Consider the following 18,157-nt stretch of genomic DNA (forward strand, 5'->3'; position numbering starts at 1 on the left):
CGAAGCCTAGCCGTCAATCCTTTCCCGGGGCTTTATGGCCTCAGGTGTTGAACCGGAAGTGGATCACGTCGCCGTCCTGGACGACATATTCCTTGCCTTCGTCGCGCGCCTTGCCGGCTTCCTTGGCCGGCACTTCGCCGCCGAGCGTGACGAAGTCGTTATAGGCGATGGTGAAGGCGCGAATGAAGCCGCGTTCAAAATCGGTGTGGATCACGCCCGCCGCCTGGGGCGCCTTGGTGCCGCGCACGATTGTCCAGGCGCGGGTCTCCTTGGGACCGACCGTGAAGTAGGTGATCAGGTCGAGCAGGTGGTAGCCGGCGCGGATCAGCCGGTCGAGACCGGCCTCATGCAGGCCGAGCGCTTCGAGGAATTCCTTCGACTCCTCGTCCGGCAGCTGGGCGACTTCGGCTTCGATCGCCGCCGAGATGGTCACGCATTCCGCGCCCTGTTCGGCAGCCATCTTCTCGACGGCCTTGGTGTGTGCGTTGCCGGTGGCGGCATCGGCTTCGGAGACGTTGCAGACATAGAGGACCGGATGCGAGGTCAGCAGGTTGAGGCCTTTGAGGATCTCGATCTCGTCCGCAGCAAGGCTCTTGAGCAGCAGTCGGGCCGGCTTGCCATCGTTGAGCAGCTTGACCACGGCTTCCATGATCGGCAGCTGTGCCGCCGATTCCTTGTCCTTGCCGGTGGCGCGCTTGCGGGTCTGGTCGACGCGGCGTTCCAGGCTTTCGAGGTCGGCGAGCATCAGCTCTGTCTCGATCGTATCGGCATCGCCGACCGGATTGATGCGGCCCTCGACATGGGTGATGTCATCGTCTTCGAAGCAGCGCAGCACATGGACCACGGCATCGACTTCGCGGATATTGGCCAGGAACTTGTTGCCCAGGCCTTCACCCTTCGACGCGCCGCGCACGAGGCCGGCAATATCGACGAAGGAGATCCGGGTCGGGATGATCTCTTTGGAACCGGCAATCGAGGCGAGCTTCTGCATGCGCGGATCGGGCACGGCCACTTCGCCAGTATTCGGCTCGATGGTACAGAACGGATAATTGGCCGCCTGCGCAGCGGCAGTCCGCGTCAGCGCGTTGAAGAGGGTGGACTTGCCGACATTCGGCAGCCCGACAATTCCGCATTTAAAGCCCATGGGATGGTCCGGTGTTCCTGAAATCTGTTGCGCTGGCTATGGGCAATGGCGCCCGCAAGGTCAAGAGCTATATAGGCCGGGGTGCTCTTGAAATCACCCTTGTGGCGTTGCAATATAAGGGCAGGCGCCCGCTGAAGCCGGTTGCCGGAGACTTCATCACATTCTGTTCGTATTGCATCGGGAGGCTCGCCCATGAGCCAGGACGACATTGTCATTACGCCGAAGACCAAGGTCATCCCCAAGGTCGACAAGCCCAAGCTCTACAAGGTCATTCTGTTCAACGACGATTACACGCCGCGCGAATTCGTCCAGATGATCCTGCAGGCCGTGTTCAAGACCGGTGACTCGGTCGCCTATCACATCATGATTACCGCCCACCAGAAGGGCTCATGCGTGGTCGCGGTCTATGCCAAGGACATTGCCGAGACCAAGGTCGCGGAGGCAATGGATTATGCCAAGGAAGCGGGGTTCCCGCTGATGTTCACGGCCGAGCCGGAGGAGTAGGCATCAGCCTATCCTCACTTCCGCTTCTTCGCCTTTTTCTCCCCGACCCCTAGCGCCTCGGCTGTGACCCAGAATACTTCGCCCTGGCTCTCTTCGGTGTCGAGCCAGAAGAGGTCCAAATCGGGGAATTCCTCTTCCAGCAATTCGCGCCCCGTGCCGATCTCGCAGATCATGCCGCCGCCGGGGTTGAGATGCTTCGGTGCTTCGGTCAGCAGCCGCCGGACGAGGTCGAGGCCGTCGGGGCCGCCGTCGAGGGCCATGGCGGGCTCCGTGCGATACTCCTCGGGCAGGACCGCCATTTCCTCGTGATCGACATAGGGCGGGTTGGTGATGATGAGGTCGTAGGTCTTGCCCTTGAGCGGCGCGAAGAGGTCGCCCTTGTGGAGGCTCACCCGGTCTTCGAGTTCATGCTCGGCTACGTTGATCTTGGCGACCTCAAGCGCGTCGCTTGAAAGGTCGACGGCATCGACCTCGGCATTGGGGAAGAGGCGGGCCGCGAGGATCGCAAGGCAGCCGGAACCGGTGCAGATATCGACGACGCTTTCGACATCGTTCGGATCCGGCAGGTAGAGCGAATCCTCCTCGCCGTCATACTCGGAAAACAGGATCTCGCCGATGAAGGATCGCGGCACGATCACCCGCTCGTCGACGAAGAAGCGGATGCCCTGGATATAGGAACGGCCTGTGAGATAGGCCGAAGGCTTGCGGGTGGTCACCCGTGCCTCGATGCGTTCGGCCAGCAGCTTGCGCTCTGCGGAGGTCAATCGGGCATCGAGGAAGGGATCGAGCGTGTCGATCGGCAGGTCGAGCGAGTCGAGCACGAGGAAGGCCGCATCGTCGGTTGCCGTCGTCGTGCCATGGCCGAAGCTCAACTTGGCGGCAGTGAAGCGGCTGATCGCGTAGCGCCAATAGTCTCTGACGGTTATGAGTTCGTCGGCGATCCTGGTCTCTGGCATGGGGCTCTCCTGCTTGCGCGCCGCATTCGATACATCCGCTTTGTGAAAATTGAAACCATGTCCTTAAGCCCCTGTTCCGACAGGCACGGTAGGATGCTGCCATGATGACGCTGCTCGGGCTCTGGTATTATCTTCTTGCCGGCGTGCTCTTTGCGCTTTTCGGCGCCGTCGCCCATGTCAGCCGCGCCGTCTTCAACGTCTATCCCGATCGGCTCTCAGACAAGCCCTGGCTCGATATGGCCGTCAGCGACGGTTACGACATGAGCGACCGCCTGTTCGGCACCGAATATGACGAAGCCGGCTATTACAGACTCGACAGCTTTCGCAACCTTTCTGTCTGCGTCCTCTCGGTTCTGGCTTTGGGCTGGGGCTCGATGCTGTTTTCAACCGACGTCGCGCTTTCGTTCGTCTATGCCATAAACGAAGTCTTTGCATGGGCCGGAGACCTCTTCATGCGGCGCTTGGCCGAGGCGCAGTGGATGTGAACGCGGCTTCGGGCGTCCATCCACTGCATGCTGTGACCATATCTACAACGCAAAGCCGCCCCGGACGGTTGGTCCGGGGCGGCTTCGTGGGCGCAGAGGGCCGCGCTATCTCGTTGCGGATCGTGTCGGAACGATCAGAATTCCGACCACTCCTGCTGGAGTTGCTTGAGCGCCGCATTGCCCTGTGTCGCGGGAATGGCGCGCGGCGGGGCCGAGGTCACCGCACGCGGCGGCGCGGCGCTTGGACGGGCGGCAGGCCTGGCTGCACTCGCGCGGCCACCATCGTCGAGGCGGAAGGTGCTGAGGAGTTCGCCAAGGCGGCTGCTCTCCTCGGCGAGCCCGGCGCCCGCCGCGTTCATCTCCTCGACCATAGCCGCATTCTGCTGGGTCGCCTGGTCCATATGATTGACCGCGCTGTTGATCTCGGAAAGTCCCATGGACTGCTCCTGGGCTGCCGTCGCGATGGCGTCCATGTGCTGGTTGATCTGCTGCACGAGTTCGGCGATTGCCGAGAGTCCTTCACCGGTATCACTGACCAGCTTCACGCCCTCGCTGACTGCCACTTCCGAATTGCCGATCAGGGCCTTGATTTCCTTGGCGGCATTCGCAGAGCGCTGGGCGAGTTCGCGCACTTCCTGGGCGACGACGGCGAAGCCCTTGCCGGCCTCACCGGCGCGGGCGGCCTCGACGCCGGCATTCAGCGCCAGCAGGTTGGTCTGGAAGGCGATTTCGTCAATGACGCCGATGATCTGGCTGATCTGTTTCGACGAATGCTCGATGCGACCCATGGCCGTGACGGCGTTGCTGACAACCTGGCTCGAGTCCTGAGCACGGCTGCGGGCGCCTCGGACGAGGTCGCGGGCATCTCCGGCGCGCTTCGACGTCGACTTGACATTTACCGTGACCTCCTCGAGCGCGGCGGCAGTCTCCTCGAGTGAGGCCGCCTGCTGTTCAGTGCGCTTGGAAAGGCTGTCGGACGCCTGCGAGATTTCGTGGCTGCCGCTCTTGACCAGCGATGCGGCCTGGCCGACGCCCGTCATGGCCGTACGGAGCTGAGCCACGGAAGCGTTGAAATCCTGGCGCAGCGATTCGAACTGCTCGGCAAGTGGGGTTTCGATTTCGCAGATCAGATCGCCGGAGGCCAGCCGCTTGAGGCTTGCGGCGAGCGAGCCGGTGGCCTGCTGAAGGCGTGCTTCGGCCTCTGCTTCGGCGCGCTGTTGGACTTCCACGCGTTCGCGTTCCGACGACAGGCGCGTCTCGGTTGCTTCAGCCTCGAGCGCTTTGTTGCGGATCGCGGCCTGCTGGAAGACCTGGACGGAGCGCGCCATGTCACCGATCTCGTCGTGGCGGGTGACGCCATCGATGGCGACGGAGAGATCACCCTCGGCCAGCGCCGCCATGGAGTGGGTCAGCTTGGCGATTGGTCTGGTCACGCGGAAGACGATGGTGCAGATGCCGGCGACGCTCAACAGTGCCGCGCCGATGAACAGCAGAGCATAGGTGATCAGGCCAGCGAGGGAAGACGCCTTGCTCGCATCAGCGTCATCGACCATGCCGTCCGCGGCTGCACCGGCGGTGTTGGCAATGGTCAGGAGCGCGGCAGTGCTGTGGGAACGCCAGTCGTCGAGCGCCATGGGCTGTTTCTCGCCGGCCGTGAATTTCTCCAGGAGGGCGCCGCGCTTGGCCTTGAAGTCGCCGTTGAAATAGTCGCCATCTGCAACCTTGTAGGCGTCCTTCACATTCTGGGGCGTCGAGGGGTGATTGACCAGGCTCCCGACCTGCGACCAGATGAAGTTGGCGGTGAAATCGTTCGTCAGAATTCCATTCAGTTCATCCTTCGTCATGGCTTCGCCCGAGGCCAGCGTATTGACGATCTGAAGGTTGGCCACACCTGCCTTTGCGCGGGCATACCAGGCGAGCGAGCGAACCTGGATCATAGCGGTCATCTCGGGATCCATCGAACGGATCTTGCCTTCGATGGCTGCCGATCCCTCTTCGAGTGCGGTCAGGAACTTCTGGCCCAAGTCAAGGGTCGTAGCCTGAAGACCAGGGTCGCGGTCGGCGAGCTTCTTTGCGATTTCGCTGTCGAGCGTGGCGCGGAAGGCGACGACCTCGTCATAGACGCTCATGATCTTGTCGATCTCGGCCTTGAGCGCCGGCTCATCCATCTCCGCGTAGACGGCCTTCGCATCGGCCATGTTGCTGTCCACCAGGCTGCGGTCATTTTTCAGCCGCGTGAGCGTGACGTCGAGCTTTCCGATCTCAAGCTTGGAGGCAGAAGAGCCACCGCCGCGTTCATTGCGAAAGCTTGCGAGCGTCCGGAACAGCGACCGGTCAATGCGCGTCAGCTTTGAGACACCTGCAAATACCGCGTCGGCATTGTAGGCTTTGTAAGCTGCCGATCCGGTCAGCGCACATACGCCGACAGCAAGAACAAGAAACATGCCAACCAGTATCGTTCTAAGAGAAGGATTCATAAGTGCCCCATAATCGCCAAAGTTGGGCACCGTGTCGCCAAACGCTTCGCCAGGGCCCAAATCCACCTGGAACCCGGCCTGTCGTCGTGACAACAGGCCTCGGCTGCCGGGCCCCTGCCCGACCACGGGCGCATCATTGCCCGTCCACTGGGGGAAAGTTCCCTCAGCTTGGTTTAGACAGGATTAACGGCAACCAAAATTTGAGAAGATTCTATTGAATCAGTATGTTCCTGATGTTTTTTGAGGTCTTTTTCTTGTGTCCACGCTCCGCTGCGGCGGAGCGTGGAGCTGTAACGGCACTGCTCGTCATCCGCTCGCACATGTTACAGCCTGAAGGCCTTCACGGCATTGCCGCGTTCGAGTTCCTTGCTTGCCATGAAGAGCGAGGATTTCGCATCCTCCTCCCGCCGATCTGCAAGAATTCTCAGCATCGCGGCGATGCGCTTGACCGCTAAGGCCTTGTTGCGATGTTGTGAGCGTTCGTCGCGGCAGGTGACCGTGATGCCGCTCGGGACATGGGTCGCTCGCACCGCGCTGTCAGTTGTGTTTTGGTGCTGGCCGCCTGGACCACCGGCGCGCAAGGTCTCGAAGCGCAAGTCTTCCGGCCGAATATCCGGGACATCCGTGTCAAAGGCAGAAAGGTCTAGCGGCTTCACCCCGACGAACCAGTTTTGCCGCTTATGGCCCGGACGTATCCGGCTCTTGAAGATGAACTGGACCGAGCCGAGGAAACCGTCTGCGAACGCATCGGCCTCCCTGCCAGTGACAGTAACGATCGCCGACTTCGGCCCATGACCGTCCGGCATGTGGCCGGGCGTGCATTCGAAGGCCAGTGCCTGGGCACCGGCCTCCTTCTCCATGATGCCGATCAGTGCTGCGAGCGCAGCCCGGCATTCCGCAGGACCGTTGCCCGAGGTGAGGAAGAGCGAGCGATCAGCCATGGCTCATCCTCCGGATCGTCGCGCGGTCGCGCGACTTGCCGCGCTCTCGTTCCCTGATATCCGTCTGCACGGACTTGTAGGTCACGAGCGGACGCATGGTGGTGACGGGCTCGACGAGGCCGAAGCCAGCGAGGTCCGCAACCACCTTGCCGGCATCCTTGTAGGCACTGGCGGCTTCCTCGACGAGCAGGTTGCGATCGTCGCAGATCGCGACGCCACCCCATTGGTTGCCGGCAAGCGCCTCACGCTCCGACTTGGTGCTGCCCGCCCGGCCATGCATGGCGTTGCGGTCGTATTTGCGACCAGCGCCGTGCGAGATGCCATCGAGCGAGCGTTCGACGCCGTCAAGCGCCCGGACGACATGGCTGAGTGTCGCGCGCGACCCGGCGACCGGCGCGAGCATCCCCGTCTCGACATGGGCCGCGCCCTTGTAGTGCGCGACGCCGCGCTCGGTGAGCCGCACGAGATTGTGCGGCACATCGGCCACCAGCCGCACGTCAGCCCGCAACACATAGGCCGCCCGTTCGGCGATGATCTGCCGGTTCAGGCTGGCCCAGGCCACCGCGGAGTTGTGGTCAAGCAGATAGTCGACGGCCGCCTCGGTGCCGATTTCCAGGCCCTCGTGCATCGCCCCATTGGCCGCGATCACGTCGGCGAAGATGCTGGCGCCGAGCGACCGGGAACCGGAATGCACCAGGAGATGCAGCCGTTGCCGGTCCAGCGGGCTCGTTTCGCCGGCGTCATCCACTGCCTGCACTTCGCAGAAGTGGTTGCCGCCGCCGATCGTGCCGAGCGCGCCTGCGAAATAATCGCCAGCCATGCCGAGCGCTTCAAGACGCTCGGCGGGGTCGTCGAGGTCGACATCCTCCAGCTTGCGGAGATGGTCGGCCGCCCTTTCGAGCTTGAACTTCCGGAGGGGAAGGTCGAGCTCGAAGAGCGACATGCCGCAGCCGATGTCGTTGCCGACGAACTGCGGATAGAGCCTGTCAGCCAATGCGACCATGCCCACCGGCCCGTATTTGCCTGGATGGAGGTCGGGGAAGGCTGCAAGCTCTACCATGCCCGGACGCGCGGCGACCTCGTCGAGCTGGCGGATAGCCTCGCCCTCGATCCAGGTCGTCGAAGAGTAGAAACGCGAAATGGCGCAGCCGCGCGCAGTCGCGTCATGGGGGATCTTGTCCCCGGATGGATTGCCCATGATATGGATTTCCGAATTGGGTAAGCTTCCGATCCCGGTGTTGGCCAGGGATCAGCGAGAGAGAACGTCGATCAAGCGCGCATGCGCTGGATCAAGCGTTAAGCCCCGAAGGGCGGTGGGAAATGACAATGTTCATTGACCGCTCCTGTGTTCGAAAATCAGGTGTGTGACATACGCCAACTCTTACGAATTGGAAATCCTGCTTATTCGATCGCCATGAATACGCGGCCTGATTGTTGCCGATGGGCAACGGATCGCATTGCGGGCGACGCTGGAATTTCCTATCTTCGCTCTATGAACATGCGACCCGAAGCCCTGCATGATGACGGCGTGATCCTCTATGATGGGGACTGCCTACTGTGCTCACGCTGGGTCAAATGGGTCGTGCGGCATGACCCCGACGCGATATTTCGTTTCACCGCGATCGGCTCGGCATATGGCCGCGCCATGGCGGTTCGCCTGGGGATCGATCCTGACAATCCGGCAACCAACGCCGTGATCATCGACGGCAGGGCGCATCTCTATTCGGATGCGGCAATCGCCATCGCAAGCCGTCTGCCGGGCTATGGGTGGACCAAAGCATTGAGGGCGGTGCCGAAGCCGTTCCGCGACGCTTTCTACAAGCTGATTGCCCGCAATCGCATCGCTTGGTTTGGTCGGCCCGAAGCCTGTGACCTGCCAGGGCCGGAGATCAGGGCAAGGATCATCGAGGTCTGACCTCAAGCCATCCGCATCTCGAAACCGGTCTTGGACTGCTTGAAGCCGCAGCTTTCATAGAACCGATGCACGCCGGAATCGGTGCGCCCGGTGAGCAGCATGATCTTGTAGCAACCTGCGGCGAAGGCGGCATCGGTGGCGGCGCGGACGACGCGCCCGGCATGACCCTGGCGCCGTTCGCTCGCATCGGCGACGACATTCTCGATCAATGCGTAGGATGCGCCGCCGCGGGTGAGATTGGGCAGGACATGCAGCACGCAGGAGGCGACGAGGCGATCATCGGCGAAGACTCCGAACACTGTCAGGCCGGGGTGCTCCAGCATTTCGCGAAAGCGCGCCTTTGCGAGGTTTTCCGGCAGATGCGTATCGGCCGGATCGAGATGGACGTAGAGCTTCAGCAAGGCGTCGAGATCATACGGTCCGACGGGGCGGATGGACGGTGTCATGAAGCTCTCCAGGAGTGCCGTCTGATATTGTTGACCTGTGACAGTTGGATGACGCTGTCGTAGGCGCCTATTCCTTGCCCATCAGCTTCCTGAGCATCGCCGCCATCGGGCCGGAGGGCTCCAGCGCAGGCTTGTGGCCACGCGCTTGATGGATATGCGACTGCGCCTTCGGTGCCGGCTTTTCCGCCTTGGGGGCAGGGGTTTGTCCGGTTAGCTTGTTCATGAACTGGCTGCCGTCGCCTGTCAGCATCAAATCGGCATAACGGCCAATGTCGTCGAGCAAGGGCGCGAGCCATTCCTGGTCGACCTTGTGGAAGTCTCCCAGCACATGGCCGTGGACGCGCTCCTTGTCGCCGGGATGGCCGATACCTAGGCGGACGCGCTTGTAGTCGCGGCCGCAATTGGCGTCCATCGACTTGAGCCCGTTATGCCCGCCATGGCCGCCGCCGATCTTCACGCGGACCTTGCCGGCGGGAAGGTCGAGTTCGTCGTGCAGGACGACGATGTCTGATGGTGTCAGCTTATAGAAGCGCATCGCCTCGCCGACTGCTTCGCCCGAGAGGTTCATGAAAGTCTGCGGCTTCATCAACAGGACCTTCTCGGTGCCAATGGAGCCTTCCGAAATCTCGGACCGGAACTTCTTCGACCAGGGACCGAAGGAATGAGCGCGCGCGATCGCATCCACGGCCATGAAGCCGATATTGTGCCGGTTGTCCTGATATTGCCGACCTGGATTGCCGAGACCTGCGATGATGAACACGGAAATGGGCGCCTTCAAAGTTGTGGCGCCCTTCAAAGTCCAGATTTCCGGTTCTGTCAACCGAGAGGCGCCAGGCCCGTCACTGGGATTCGACGTCGAGGCCGTATTTCTTGAAGAGTGCGGCCTGCGAGCCATCGGCAATCAGCTTATCGAGCGATTTCTGCATCTTCGTGATCTGCTCATCCGGAACTGCCTTGTTGCAGGCTATGGAATAGATCTGTTCAGAGAGCACCAGGACCTTCTCGATCTCGGCGCCGTCGCGGCGAAGCTTGACATAGTAATCCTCCGCGATCGGCATCAGGTCGATGCGGCCGACCGTCAGCTTCTTGAGCGTCAGGTTGAAATCGGTGGCGAGATCGACGCGTTTGAAGTCCTTCGCCTTCAGGATGTCGGCGGTGAAGTCGTTGCGTGTCGCGCCGACGAGGAACTGCCGGGCTTCATCGAGATTTTGCGGATTGACGGATGCGCCGGACTTGCGAATCAGCAAGGTGCGGCCGGCGAGCAGAGGCTCGACCCATTTGAAGTTCGGGTCGCGCTCGGCATTGTGCGCGGCGGTGAAGACACAATGGTCCGGTTGCCTTTCCGCAAGGGCCAGCGCACGCGCCCAGGGCATGATCTCGACGGTGTGATCGAGGCCCGCATCCTTCATCAGGAGGTTGACCTGGTCGATGGAGGTGCCCTTGAGAATAGCGCCATCGCGGAAGGAGTAGGGTGGATATTCTTCCGTGACCAGCTTCAGCGGATCGGCGAAGGCGGTGGTCGCGAGTAGGGCGAAAATGCTTGCAATCAGGCTTCTCATTATTTCCTCCGACGGTGTAGGTCAGGCGTTGGCGACGCGTCTGGACTTTCCTTCTGCCGCCATATCTGCGAAGCGCGCGACGATCTCGGTTGCCGGAACCGGCCGGCTGAAGAGATAGCCCTGACCGGCATCGACGCCGATTGCCCGCAACTTGTCGCGCTGCTCCTCGGTCTCGACACCCTCGGCAACGACGACGCAGCCCATCTGGTGGGAGATCGTGTTGATGCCTTCGACCAGCATGCGGCTCTTGCGGCTGGCGGTCTCATCGTCGCCAGTCATCGATCGTACGAAAGACTGGTCGATCTTCACGATGTCGACCTGGAAGCGGTTGAGGTAGCTGAGCGACGAGTAGCCAGTGCCAAAATCGTCGAGTGCGATGCGGAAGCCGGCCGATGTCATCGCCTCCAGCACCTGGTGGATGACCGGGTCATTGTGCATCAGGACCGCCTCGGTGATCTCCACGACGATTCGGGACGGATGAATGCCCCATTTCAGCAGAGTAGCGGCCATGCGATCGAGCAGCGCCGGCTCGAATTGCAGCGGCGAGATATTGACCGAAACATAGACATCAGCAAGTTCGGGAATGTGAGAGAAGCTCTTGAGCCGGCTGACCGCCTTTTCAAAGATGCGCTCGCCGATGCGGACGATAGAGCCGGTTTCCTCTGCGATCTTGATGATGCCGCCCGGTGCGATGATGCCCTCGATCGGATGGACGAGGCGCATCAGCGCTTCGAAACCCGCGATGCGGCCCGTCTTGAGGCTATGGATCGGCTGGAGGAAGGCGTCGAACCAGTCTTCGCGTAGGCCGGCCTCGATGTTCTTTTCCATGAAGGCGCGGTCGCGGGCCTCGTTGGCAAGGGCCGGATCGAACAGCCGCGTGCCATTCTTGCCGGCTTTCTTGCGGGCATACATGGCAAGGTCGGACTTTTGCAAGAGTTCCGAGGCGTTGGGCGCATGTTGCGGATAGAGTGCTACGCCGATCGAAGCGCTGAGCTGCACCACGCTGCCCGCGATTTCCACCTTGCGCTCGATGGCGTGGCTGATGCGATCGGCGGTTTCCATCGCGGTGTCCACCGCAGGTTTGCCGTTGAGCAGGATGGCGAATTCATCGCCACCAAGTCGCGAGACAATGTCGGCCGGGCCGATTTCTTCGCGGATGACGGACACGGCATGCCGGAGGATATCGTCACCTGCGGCATGGCCGAGATTGTCGTTGATCCACTTGAATCGGTCGAGATCGATGAAGAGGCAGGCGAGCTCGGATTTCTCGCGGTCAGCCGCCGCAATCGCTTCTTCAATTGCGGTCTCGAAGCCTTGGCGATTGAGGAGGCCGGTGAGGTGATCGGTGATCGCCTGGATGTGGTTGCGATTTTCGGCGGCCTTGAGTTCGGTCACATCCGTCATGACCGAAAGTGCTGAGGCAGTCTGGCTCAGCATCGGCTCCATGAACGTCTCGCGGACGAGAATGTCGATCAGCCGATCGTCGGCGCAGCGGAACTTGAGCGTAATTGCCTGATTGCCAGGGCCACTCTGGACGGAACGGCTGCGCTCGGCGTAGAGCGTCCGGAATTCGGGCTCGACCAGATCGGCGAAGTGCCTGCCGATGACCTGATCTCGATCATAGCCGGTATAGAGCAGAAAGTAGTCGCTCGCCGCGATGATGCGGTCCTTGCTGTCGACGGAGTAGAGCATTGCCGGTGTGCGGTTGTAGATCCGGCTGACGCGCGCATGCGCCTGTTTCAGCCGGTCCTCCTCGCGTGCGAGATGCTCCTGCATCTCGTTGAAGTTGGAGGCGAGCATGCCCATTTCGTCTTCGGAATACCAATCGACATGATGGCGCGAGCCGAGGCGCCGCGTTGCTTCGATGGCCGCGGTCAATTTCAGCAGCGGGCGCATGACCAGTTGGCGGTTTCCGATGATGGCCGCGACAAAAATCGCAAGTACCGCCACGACAAAGATCGCGATGAAGGCGAAATCACTGCGGCGGTCGTCGACGAACATCGAGCCCGGCGAGATATCCATCTCGATTACGCCGACCCTCTGCAGACCATCGACGGAATTGTAGGTGATCTCGGCCGAGACGCGGGTGCTGCCCTTTTCGACTGCCTCGCGCCCATTGTCGGGCATCCGCACTTCGATTATTCCTGCCGTATCATGCACATGGACGCTCGTCACAGATCGGCCGACCGCGATTGCGTGCGTGATCTGGCGCACGCTCTCGCTGTCGAGATCCCAGAGCGGCTTGCCGAGCGCCTTAGCATTGGCTTCGAGCATGATCCGGCCGCGATCCATCGCGTCCTGACGGTAGCGCTCATTGGCGAGATGGAAGAATAGCAGGAAGAGCGGAGCGACCAGCAGGACCAGAACGGCCAGGATGATGGCGATAAACCGCCTTTCGACAGAATGGGCCAACATCTATGTGACGTCTCGCTCTACACAGACCCGGTACGCGCCGGCTGGCAAACCGTGTCTCCCCGAAGGATTGAGGGCTACATTAGACGATGGATTGTTAAGATGTTGCTAAATCCCGATCTTCTCGCAAAACAAACGCCGCCCGGCGGGGCCGAGCGGCGTCAATTTCGGCATATTGCCTCTGACTATCAGGCCTTGGCGGCTTCGTCGCCAGCAGCTTCTTCATCGCCGGTCGTGCCGCCAGCAGGCGTAACGATGGTGGCGACGGTGAAGTCGCGGTCACCGATGACGGGACGAACGCCCTCAGGCAGCTTGATGTGCGAGATGTGGACGCTGTCGCCGATCTTGAGGCCGGAGAGATCGACGGTGAGGAATTCCGGAATGCTGTCAGCCGGGCAGTGCAGTTCGACTTCGTGACGAACGATGTTCAGGACGCCGCCGACCTTGAGGCCGGGAGACTTGGCCTCGTTGATGAAGTGAACCGGCACTTCGACATTGACTTCGGTGTCCTTGCCGAGGCGGAGGAAGTCGACATGCATGGTGAAATCGCGCACCGGGTCGAGCTGGTAGTCCTTCGGCAGGACAGAGATCTTCTTGCCGTCCACATCGATGGTCGCAACCGTGGTCATGAAACCGCCGGCATGGATCTTGAGGGTCACTTCCTTGTTGGGAAGTGCGATGGAGATGGGTTCCTGCTTGTCACCATAGATGACGGCAGGAATCAGGCCGTTGCGGCGAAGTTCGCGGGAGGACCCCTTACCAACCCGTTCGCGCAGCTCGGCCTTGAGCTCGTAAGTAGCGTGGCTCATGGCTATTCCTTTCAGTGTTACGGAGAGTGGCGCGGCCCGTGGACCTCGTCACCGACTTGCCATAGGCAAGCCTCCGCCGTGCCTCCAAGGGTGTCTGGGCGGATGCGGGCTCATAGACCAGAAGGTCCGTGTTTGCAAGAGCGAAGGGCTCGCGAATTTCTCGGTGGTCTCAGCCGTTTCCGAGGAGTCCGTCAGCCTCATTGCGGCATTGACGGGCCCGACACCAGCGGGCAATCTCCCGCCCGACAAATCAAAAGCCCCACAGGCACCGGAGGACAAACATGCGCAAGACGCTTCTTTCGACCGTCGCATCGCTCGCGATCATTCTTCCCATCCATGCGCATGCCGCCCAGATCGACCAGGCCGGCGCCGACCAGATCAAGGAAAAGCTCACCTACTACCTGCCGAAGGACATTGCCGACAGCGGCTTTCTCAAGGTGACGCCAGGCGCGAACCGCTATGAACTGTCGGTCGACCTGCAGCCTTTCCTCAAGGATATCAAGCCGGAGATGTTCACCATCAACGGCCTCAAGCCTTTCGTGCACTACCTCACACCGCAGGATGACGGCATGTGGAAGGTCGAGGTGAACGATCACTTCGACGTCAATGGCAGCTTCACCGCCGAGGGCAAGAAGCAGGATTTTACCTACAAGATCGACAGCATTGTCTTTGACGGCATGTTCGATCCTTCGATTACCTATTTCACGACAGGCAAATACTCGGTCGACAGGCTCGCCTTCAACAGCATGGGCGGCGATGCCAACATCGCGATGACCATCGACCAGATGGGCGCCGACATGAAGGGCGAGAAGATCGCCGAGGGTATTGTCGATCTCTCCGGCACAATGTCGATGTCGAACCTGCGCGAGACCGTGACCGAGAAGGCCGGCAGCGTCTTCAATATCTCGGCCGACTCCATGACCGGTTCGATCGAGTTCAAGCGGCTCGGTGTCAACGCTCTCCGTGATCTCCTCGTCTTCGGCCTTGATCTGGTTAAGGCCGAAGCCAAGCAGCTCGATCAGGCGCAGGCCGACAAACTCAAGACCCTGATCCGCGCCAACATGCCGCTGACCGACAAGTTCGACGAGCAGCTCGTATTCAAGGGCGTCAAGGTCGCCGCCGAGGGCATGGATGTATCATTCGAGAGCTTCACCTATGGCCTGGGCTTCACCGGCCTCAAGAAGGATGCGAGCGCGCGGTTCAACATGGGCGTGACCAAGCCGGTCATTCCAGCGCATCTCCTGCCGCCAGGCACGGAGGGCGCGGTTCCGGACTCCGCCAATTTTGCTGTCGCCATCTCGAATCTCAATCTCGAGGGCGTGGTGAACTACATGCTCGAACATGCCGATTTCACCAAGCCGGAGCCGCTGACACCGGCACAGTCCGACGAGCTCGGCAAGATCGTGTTGCCTGATGGCAAGATGCATATCGACTTCACCGACGTCTACGCGAAGTCGGCGGTGTATGACCTTTCTCTCGCCGGCCAGATGCAGGTCAATCCGAATGACAGCGACAAGCCGATCGTTGACGTCGTCATCAAGGCGAAGGACCTCGACAAGACCATCAAGTATCTGCAGGACAATGCCCAGAAGGTGCCGGAATTCGGCCAGGCTTCGTTCATGGTGCTGATGATGAAGGGCTTCGGAAAAGCCGACGCCGACGGCACCACAGTGTGGGCCGTCAAGCTCGACGAGACCGGCAAGGTCACGATAAACGGCCAGGAAATGAAGATCTGATAAATTCAGGCTAGAAGAGCGAACGCCGGGCCAGCCGCCCGGCGTTCTGCTTTTTGGCCACCGCCACAACTTGTGCGCAAATGCAGGGCTGGATTTGAGCTGCGTATCGCCAACGGAGGGGATTCTATGCACCGGACCATCAAGGCATTCCTGATCGCCACAACGCTTCTGCAACCCGCTTCCGCATGGGCGGAAACGCCCAGCGAGGCGGGCGCAAAGAAGATCGAGAAAGCGATGAAGACATACGGCCCTCGTGTGCTCTTCAAGCCGGGCCTGCTGCGGGTAAACCCAGATGGCGAGGTCTATCGTGTGATCTTCGATATGGCCAAGCTGATCGAGGACGCGGTCGCGCCTATGACAATCAAGGAAGCGCCGCCGAGAGCCTTCGAGCTCATTGCCCGACCGGACGGCATATGGGACTACAATTCCTCCAGTCCATTCAAACTGACCACCGAATATCTGGCGGCTGACAGGTCTGCAAATCTTTCGGTGGTGACCGACTCCGGCGTGATCAAGGGCGTGTTCGACCCCGCCATCATATTGCCGCGCCAGGCCGATATCGGCTTTACCAACGGCGTGGCGAAGCTGCGGGACGCTCGGGACACGCTCAAGGTCGGCATCAAGGATGCCAACCTGTCATCGAGCGTAAAGGATCTTCCCGACGGCCACGGCAACGTTGATGCGACCTTCTCTATGAAGGACGTCTCTGCGACGCATGGCACTTTCCCACAGCCCGAGGTCAAGATTTCTGCCGCCCGGATCGACGGGAGCTACACGCTTGAGAAGCTTGATCTCGCCGGCCTGGCGGCCATGCTCAGCTTTTGGCAGGTGAAGGCGCCGGGCCAGGATTTCGCGGCGCTATCCGATATGCAGCGGGAAGAACTGAAGGCGCTGTTCGCTAAGCACGCGCCGGTGATCGATGAGATCGGTGGAACGGTGGTTGCGACAGACCTCGCCACATCGGAAGGAGGAAAGGGCTTCAATCTCGAGAGGCTCGAGTACCATTCTCGCTGGGAGGAATTGGGGGCGCGCGGCGCGCTGGTCATGGGCGCACACATTACCAATCTCGGTATTGACCCCGGAATCTGGCCGACTGGCATCGAGGCAATCCTGCCCAAGGAAGCGGCGCTGAATGTCAAAGCATCGGGTTTCGATATGGGCGCCCTCTGGAAGGACCTGGGGCAACTGCGGACAAAGAATGAGAATGCACTACTGCCCCGTGATCACTATTCGAAGATCCTTTTACCCAATGGGACGATTACAATCGACATAACGGACAGTTTCGCGCGGTCGCGCTTCTATGATGTGACACTGTCTGGTCAGGCGCAACTCATCCGGGGCGAGCGGGAGAGGGCGACGGCACAATTCACTGTTACGGCTCGGGATCTCGACGGAACCGTCAAATATCTCCAGGACAACGCCGCTAGCGCGCCGATCTTTGGGCGGTTCGCATTCATGGCGATGATGATGAAGGGCTTCGGTAAGTCCCGTCCAGATGGAACGATGGTGTGGGACGTCAGGTTTGACGATGATGGCAAGGTCACCATCAACGGCCAAACGCTACCCATGAATTAGCCGGTGCTGTCGCAATATTGCGCCACTCCATGCCCGATCCAAGCTGAATCCTCTCGGCGGGCTCTCGCAGCGGGGGAATCGACGCCTAATATGGGCTGAAGCCGAGGTTGCTGCCTACGACCAAATGATCGCTGTCATTGCTAGGACTGCGTGCTAAGGTGGCGACCTGAAGTGCCGAGATGACGCTTTGGGAGGAGCAGATGCTTGAGCAGAACGAGCATGCGGATCGAGTCTATACGCTCGCGAATGAAAAATCAGGTCCGGCGTCCTCGCCGATTGCGGCCTCCTGGCGCCGCTGTCTGACCAAGCACGGGCTTGCGCCGGATGTGGCGCGGCTTCCCGTGCAATTGACCGAAGCGGAGTTCCAGGAAAGATTAGGCCGCTCGCACGCGGTGCTGGAAGAAGCGACCTCCGAGCTCGAATGGCTGTTCGCCATGGTTGGCAAGGCGGGATGCTGTCTCGTCATGACCGACAGCGATGGCGTTGTGCTCGACCGCCGCGGCGTGCAGTCGGAGGACAAGGAGTTCCGCGACCTCGGGCTCTGGATGGGCGCTCTCTGGAGCGAGGCAAGTGTCGGCACCAACGGCATCGGCACCGCCCTTGCCGAGGGTCGCATGGTCACCGTCTTTCGCGACCAGCATTTCCTTTCCGCCAATATCGGGCTTTCCTGCACTTCGGCACCGGTGCGCGATCACAAGGGCCGGATCGTTGCCGCAATCGATATCTCGACCGCGCGTCGGGACGCGACCGAGATGATAATGCCCGTGCTTGCCCAGGCCGTCCGCGACTCGGCCGGCCGCATCGAAGTCAACCTATTCCGGCGCGCCTATCGCGATGCCCGCATTGTGCTTGTTCCGTCGACTTCGCATGCCGGTTCGGCGCTGCTTGCTGTCGACCGCGACGACATGGTGTTGGGCGCCACAAGGGCGGCGCGGCTCGCTCTGAAGCTCGACGATCACATGATCGACAGCGGGATGCCGGCGGCGGACCTGCTGAACGAGCATCTCGACGTAGACGGAAAGGATCTTCTGGAAGCCGAGCGCGCCGCGCTTCGGCGGGCGTTGTCGCGCAACAACAACAATGTCTCGCAGACTGCGCAGATGCTCTGCATAAGCCGGGCCACGCTACATCGCAAAATCAACCGGCTCGGCTTGCACGCCTGATGGAAGGTGCGGACGCCCGGTAGTCGTCAGGATGG

General features: G+C 61.0%; 16 protein-coding genes. 6 read left to right on the top strand and 10 right to left on the bottom strand.

Going from position 1 to position 18,157, the window contains the following annotated elements:
- Window positions 1–40: 40 nt before the first annotated feature.
- Window positions 41–1,144 (bottom strand): redox-regulated ATPase YchF, encoded by a 1,104-nt coding sequence (gene ychF, locus AC2YI2_RS05640; protein WP_487385462.1) that lies wholly within the window; start codon window positions 1,142–1,144, stop codon window positions 41–43.
- Window positions 1,145–1,336: 192 nt separating this feature from the next.
- Here ychF and clpS point away from each other — a divergent pair, with 192 nt between their 5' ends.
- A complete protein-coding gene (gene clpS / locus AC2YI2_RS05645) occupies window positions 1,337–1,648 on the top strand; it encodes an ATP-dependent Clp protease adapter ClpS (protein ID WP_487385463.1) in 312 nt (103 codons plus the stop codon).
- Between the two features lie 14 nt (window positions 1,649–1,662).
- Here clpS and prmB read toward each other — a convergent pair whose 3' ends face one another.
- Window positions 1,663–2,604 (bottom strand): 50S ribosomal protein L3 N(5)-glutamine methyltransferase, encoded by a 942-nt coding sequence (prmB, locus tag AC2YI2_RS05650; protein WP_487385464.1) that lies wholly within the window; start codon window positions 2,602–2,604, stop codon window positions 1,663–1,665.
- Window positions 2,605–2,705: 101 nt separating this feature from the next.
- Here prmB and AC2YI2_RS05655 point away from each other — a divergent pair, with 101 nt between their 5' ends.
- Entirely contained in the window at window positions 2,706–3,089 is a 384-nt protein-coding gene (locus AC2YI2_RS05655; RefSeq protein ID WP_487385465.1) for a hypothetical protein, read from the top strand.
- A 134-nt stretch (window positions 3,090–3,223) separates the two neighbouring features.
- Here the strand turns inward: AC2YI2_RS05655 and AC2YI2_RS05660 are convergent, their stop codons facing one another.
- The 3 genes from AC2YI2_RS05660 to AC2YI2_RS05670 form a co-directional block, all read right to left on the bottom strand.
- The gene (locus tag AC2YI2_RS05660) at window positions 3,224–5,566 is read right to left on the bottom strand and encodes a methyl-accepting chemotaxis protein (protein WP_487385466.1); all 2,343 of its coding nucleotides are present in this window, start codon (window positions 5,564–5,566) and stop codon (window positions 3,224–3,226) included.
- Window positions 5,567–5,889: 323 nt separating this feature from the next.
- Window positions 5,890–6,507, bottom strand: coding sequence for a peptide chain release factor H (gene prfH / locus AC2YI2_RS05665; protein ID WP_487385467.1), 618 nt, complete (start codon window positions 6,505–6,507; stop codon window positions 5,890–5,892).
- Window positions 6,500–7,705, bottom strand: a complete 1,206-nt coding sequence (locus AC2YI2_RS05670; protein ID WP_487385468.1) for an RNA ligase RtcB family protein — start codon at window positions 7,703–7,705, stop codon at window positions 6,500–6,502. Before AC2YI2_RS05670 ends, prfH begins: the two co-directional genes overlap by 8 nt.
- Before the next feature lie 300 nt (window positions 7,706–8,005).
- On the opposite strand from AC2YI2_RS05670, the gene AC2YI2_RS05675 reads away from it, so the two are divergent.
- Complete coding sequence (locus AC2YI2_RS05675) at window positions 8,006–8,422, top strand: thiol-disulfide oxidoreductase DCC family protein (RefSeq protein WP_487385469.1); 417 nt, start codon at window positions 8,006–8,008, stop codon at window positions 8,420–8,422.
- 2 nt (window positions 8,423–8,424) lie between these two features.
- Here the strand turns inward: AC2YI2_RS05675 and AC2YI2_RS05680 are convergent, their stop codons facing one another.
- From AC2YI2_RS05680 to AC2YI2_RS05700, 5 genes are all read right to left on the bottom strand, one after another.
- Window positions 8,425–8,868 (bottom strand): GNAT family N-acetyltransferase, encoded by a 444-nt coding sequence (locus tag AC2YI2_RS05680; RefSeq protein ID WP_487385470.1) that lies wholly within the window; start codon window positions 8,866–8,868, stop codon window positions 8,425–8,427.
- A gap of 67 nt (window positions 8,869–8,935) precedes the next feature.
- Window positions 8,936–9,628 carry an aminoacyl-tRNA hydrolase gene (pth, locus tag AC2YI2_RS05685; RefSeq protein WP_487385471.1) on the bottom strand — a complete coding sequence of 231 codons (693 nt, stop codon included), beginning with the start codon at window positions 9,626–9,628 and terminating at the stop codon, window positions 8,936–8,938.
- 79 nt (window positions 9,629–9,707) lie between these two features.
- Entirely contained in the window at window positions 9,708–10,427 is a 720-nt protein-coding gene (locus AC2YI2_RS05690; RefSeq protein ID WP_487385472.1) for a substrate-binding periplasmic protein, read from the bottom strand.
- A gap of 21 nt (window positions 10,428–10,448) precedes the next feature.
- On the bottom strand, window positions 10,449–12,842 hold the full coding sequence (locus AC2YI2_RS05695) for a putative bifunctional diguanylate cyclase/phosphodiesterase (RefSeq protein ID WP_487385473.1): 2,394 nt from the start codon (window positions 12,840–12,842) through the stop codon (window positions 10,449–10,451).
- A 185-nt stretch (window positions 12,843–13,027) separates the two neighbouring features.
- A complete protein-coding gene (locus AC2YI2_RS05700) occupies window positions 13,028–13,648 on the bottom strand; it encodes a 50S ribosomal protein L25/general stress protein Ctc (protein WP_487385474.1) in 621 nt (206 codons plus the stop codon).
- Between the two features lie 281 nt (window positions 13,649–13,929).
- On the opposite strand from AC2YI2_RS05700, the gene AC2YI2_RS05705 reads away from it, so the two are divergent.
- The 3 genes from AC2YI2_RS05705 (at window position 13,930) to AC2YI2_RS05715 (ending at window position 18,122) form a co-directional block, all read left to right on the top strand.
- Entirely contained in the window at window positions 13,930–15,384 is a 1,455-nt protein-coding gene (locus tag AC2YI2_RS05705; RefSeq protein WP_487385475.1) for a hypothetical protein, read from the top strand.
- A 126-nt stretch (window positions 15,385–15,510) separates the two neighbouring features.
- On the top strand, window positions 15,511–16,959 hold the full coding sequence (locus tag AC2YI2_RS05710; protein ID WP_487385476.1) for a hypothetical protein: 1,449 nt from the start codon (window positions 15,511–15,513) through the stop codon (window positions 16,957–16,959).
- 200 nt (window positions 16,960–17,159) lie between these two features.
- Window positions 17,160–18,122 carry a GAF domain-containing protein gene (locus AC2YI2_RS05715; protein WP_487385477.1) on the top strand — a complete coding sequence of 321 codons (963 nt, stop codon included), beginning with the start codon at window positions 17,160–17,162 and terminating at the stop codon, window positions 18,120–18,122.
- Window positions 18,123–18,157: the final 35 nt, after the last annotated feature.

It is taken from the genome of Rhizobium sp. SRI_017, assembly GCF_057586295.1.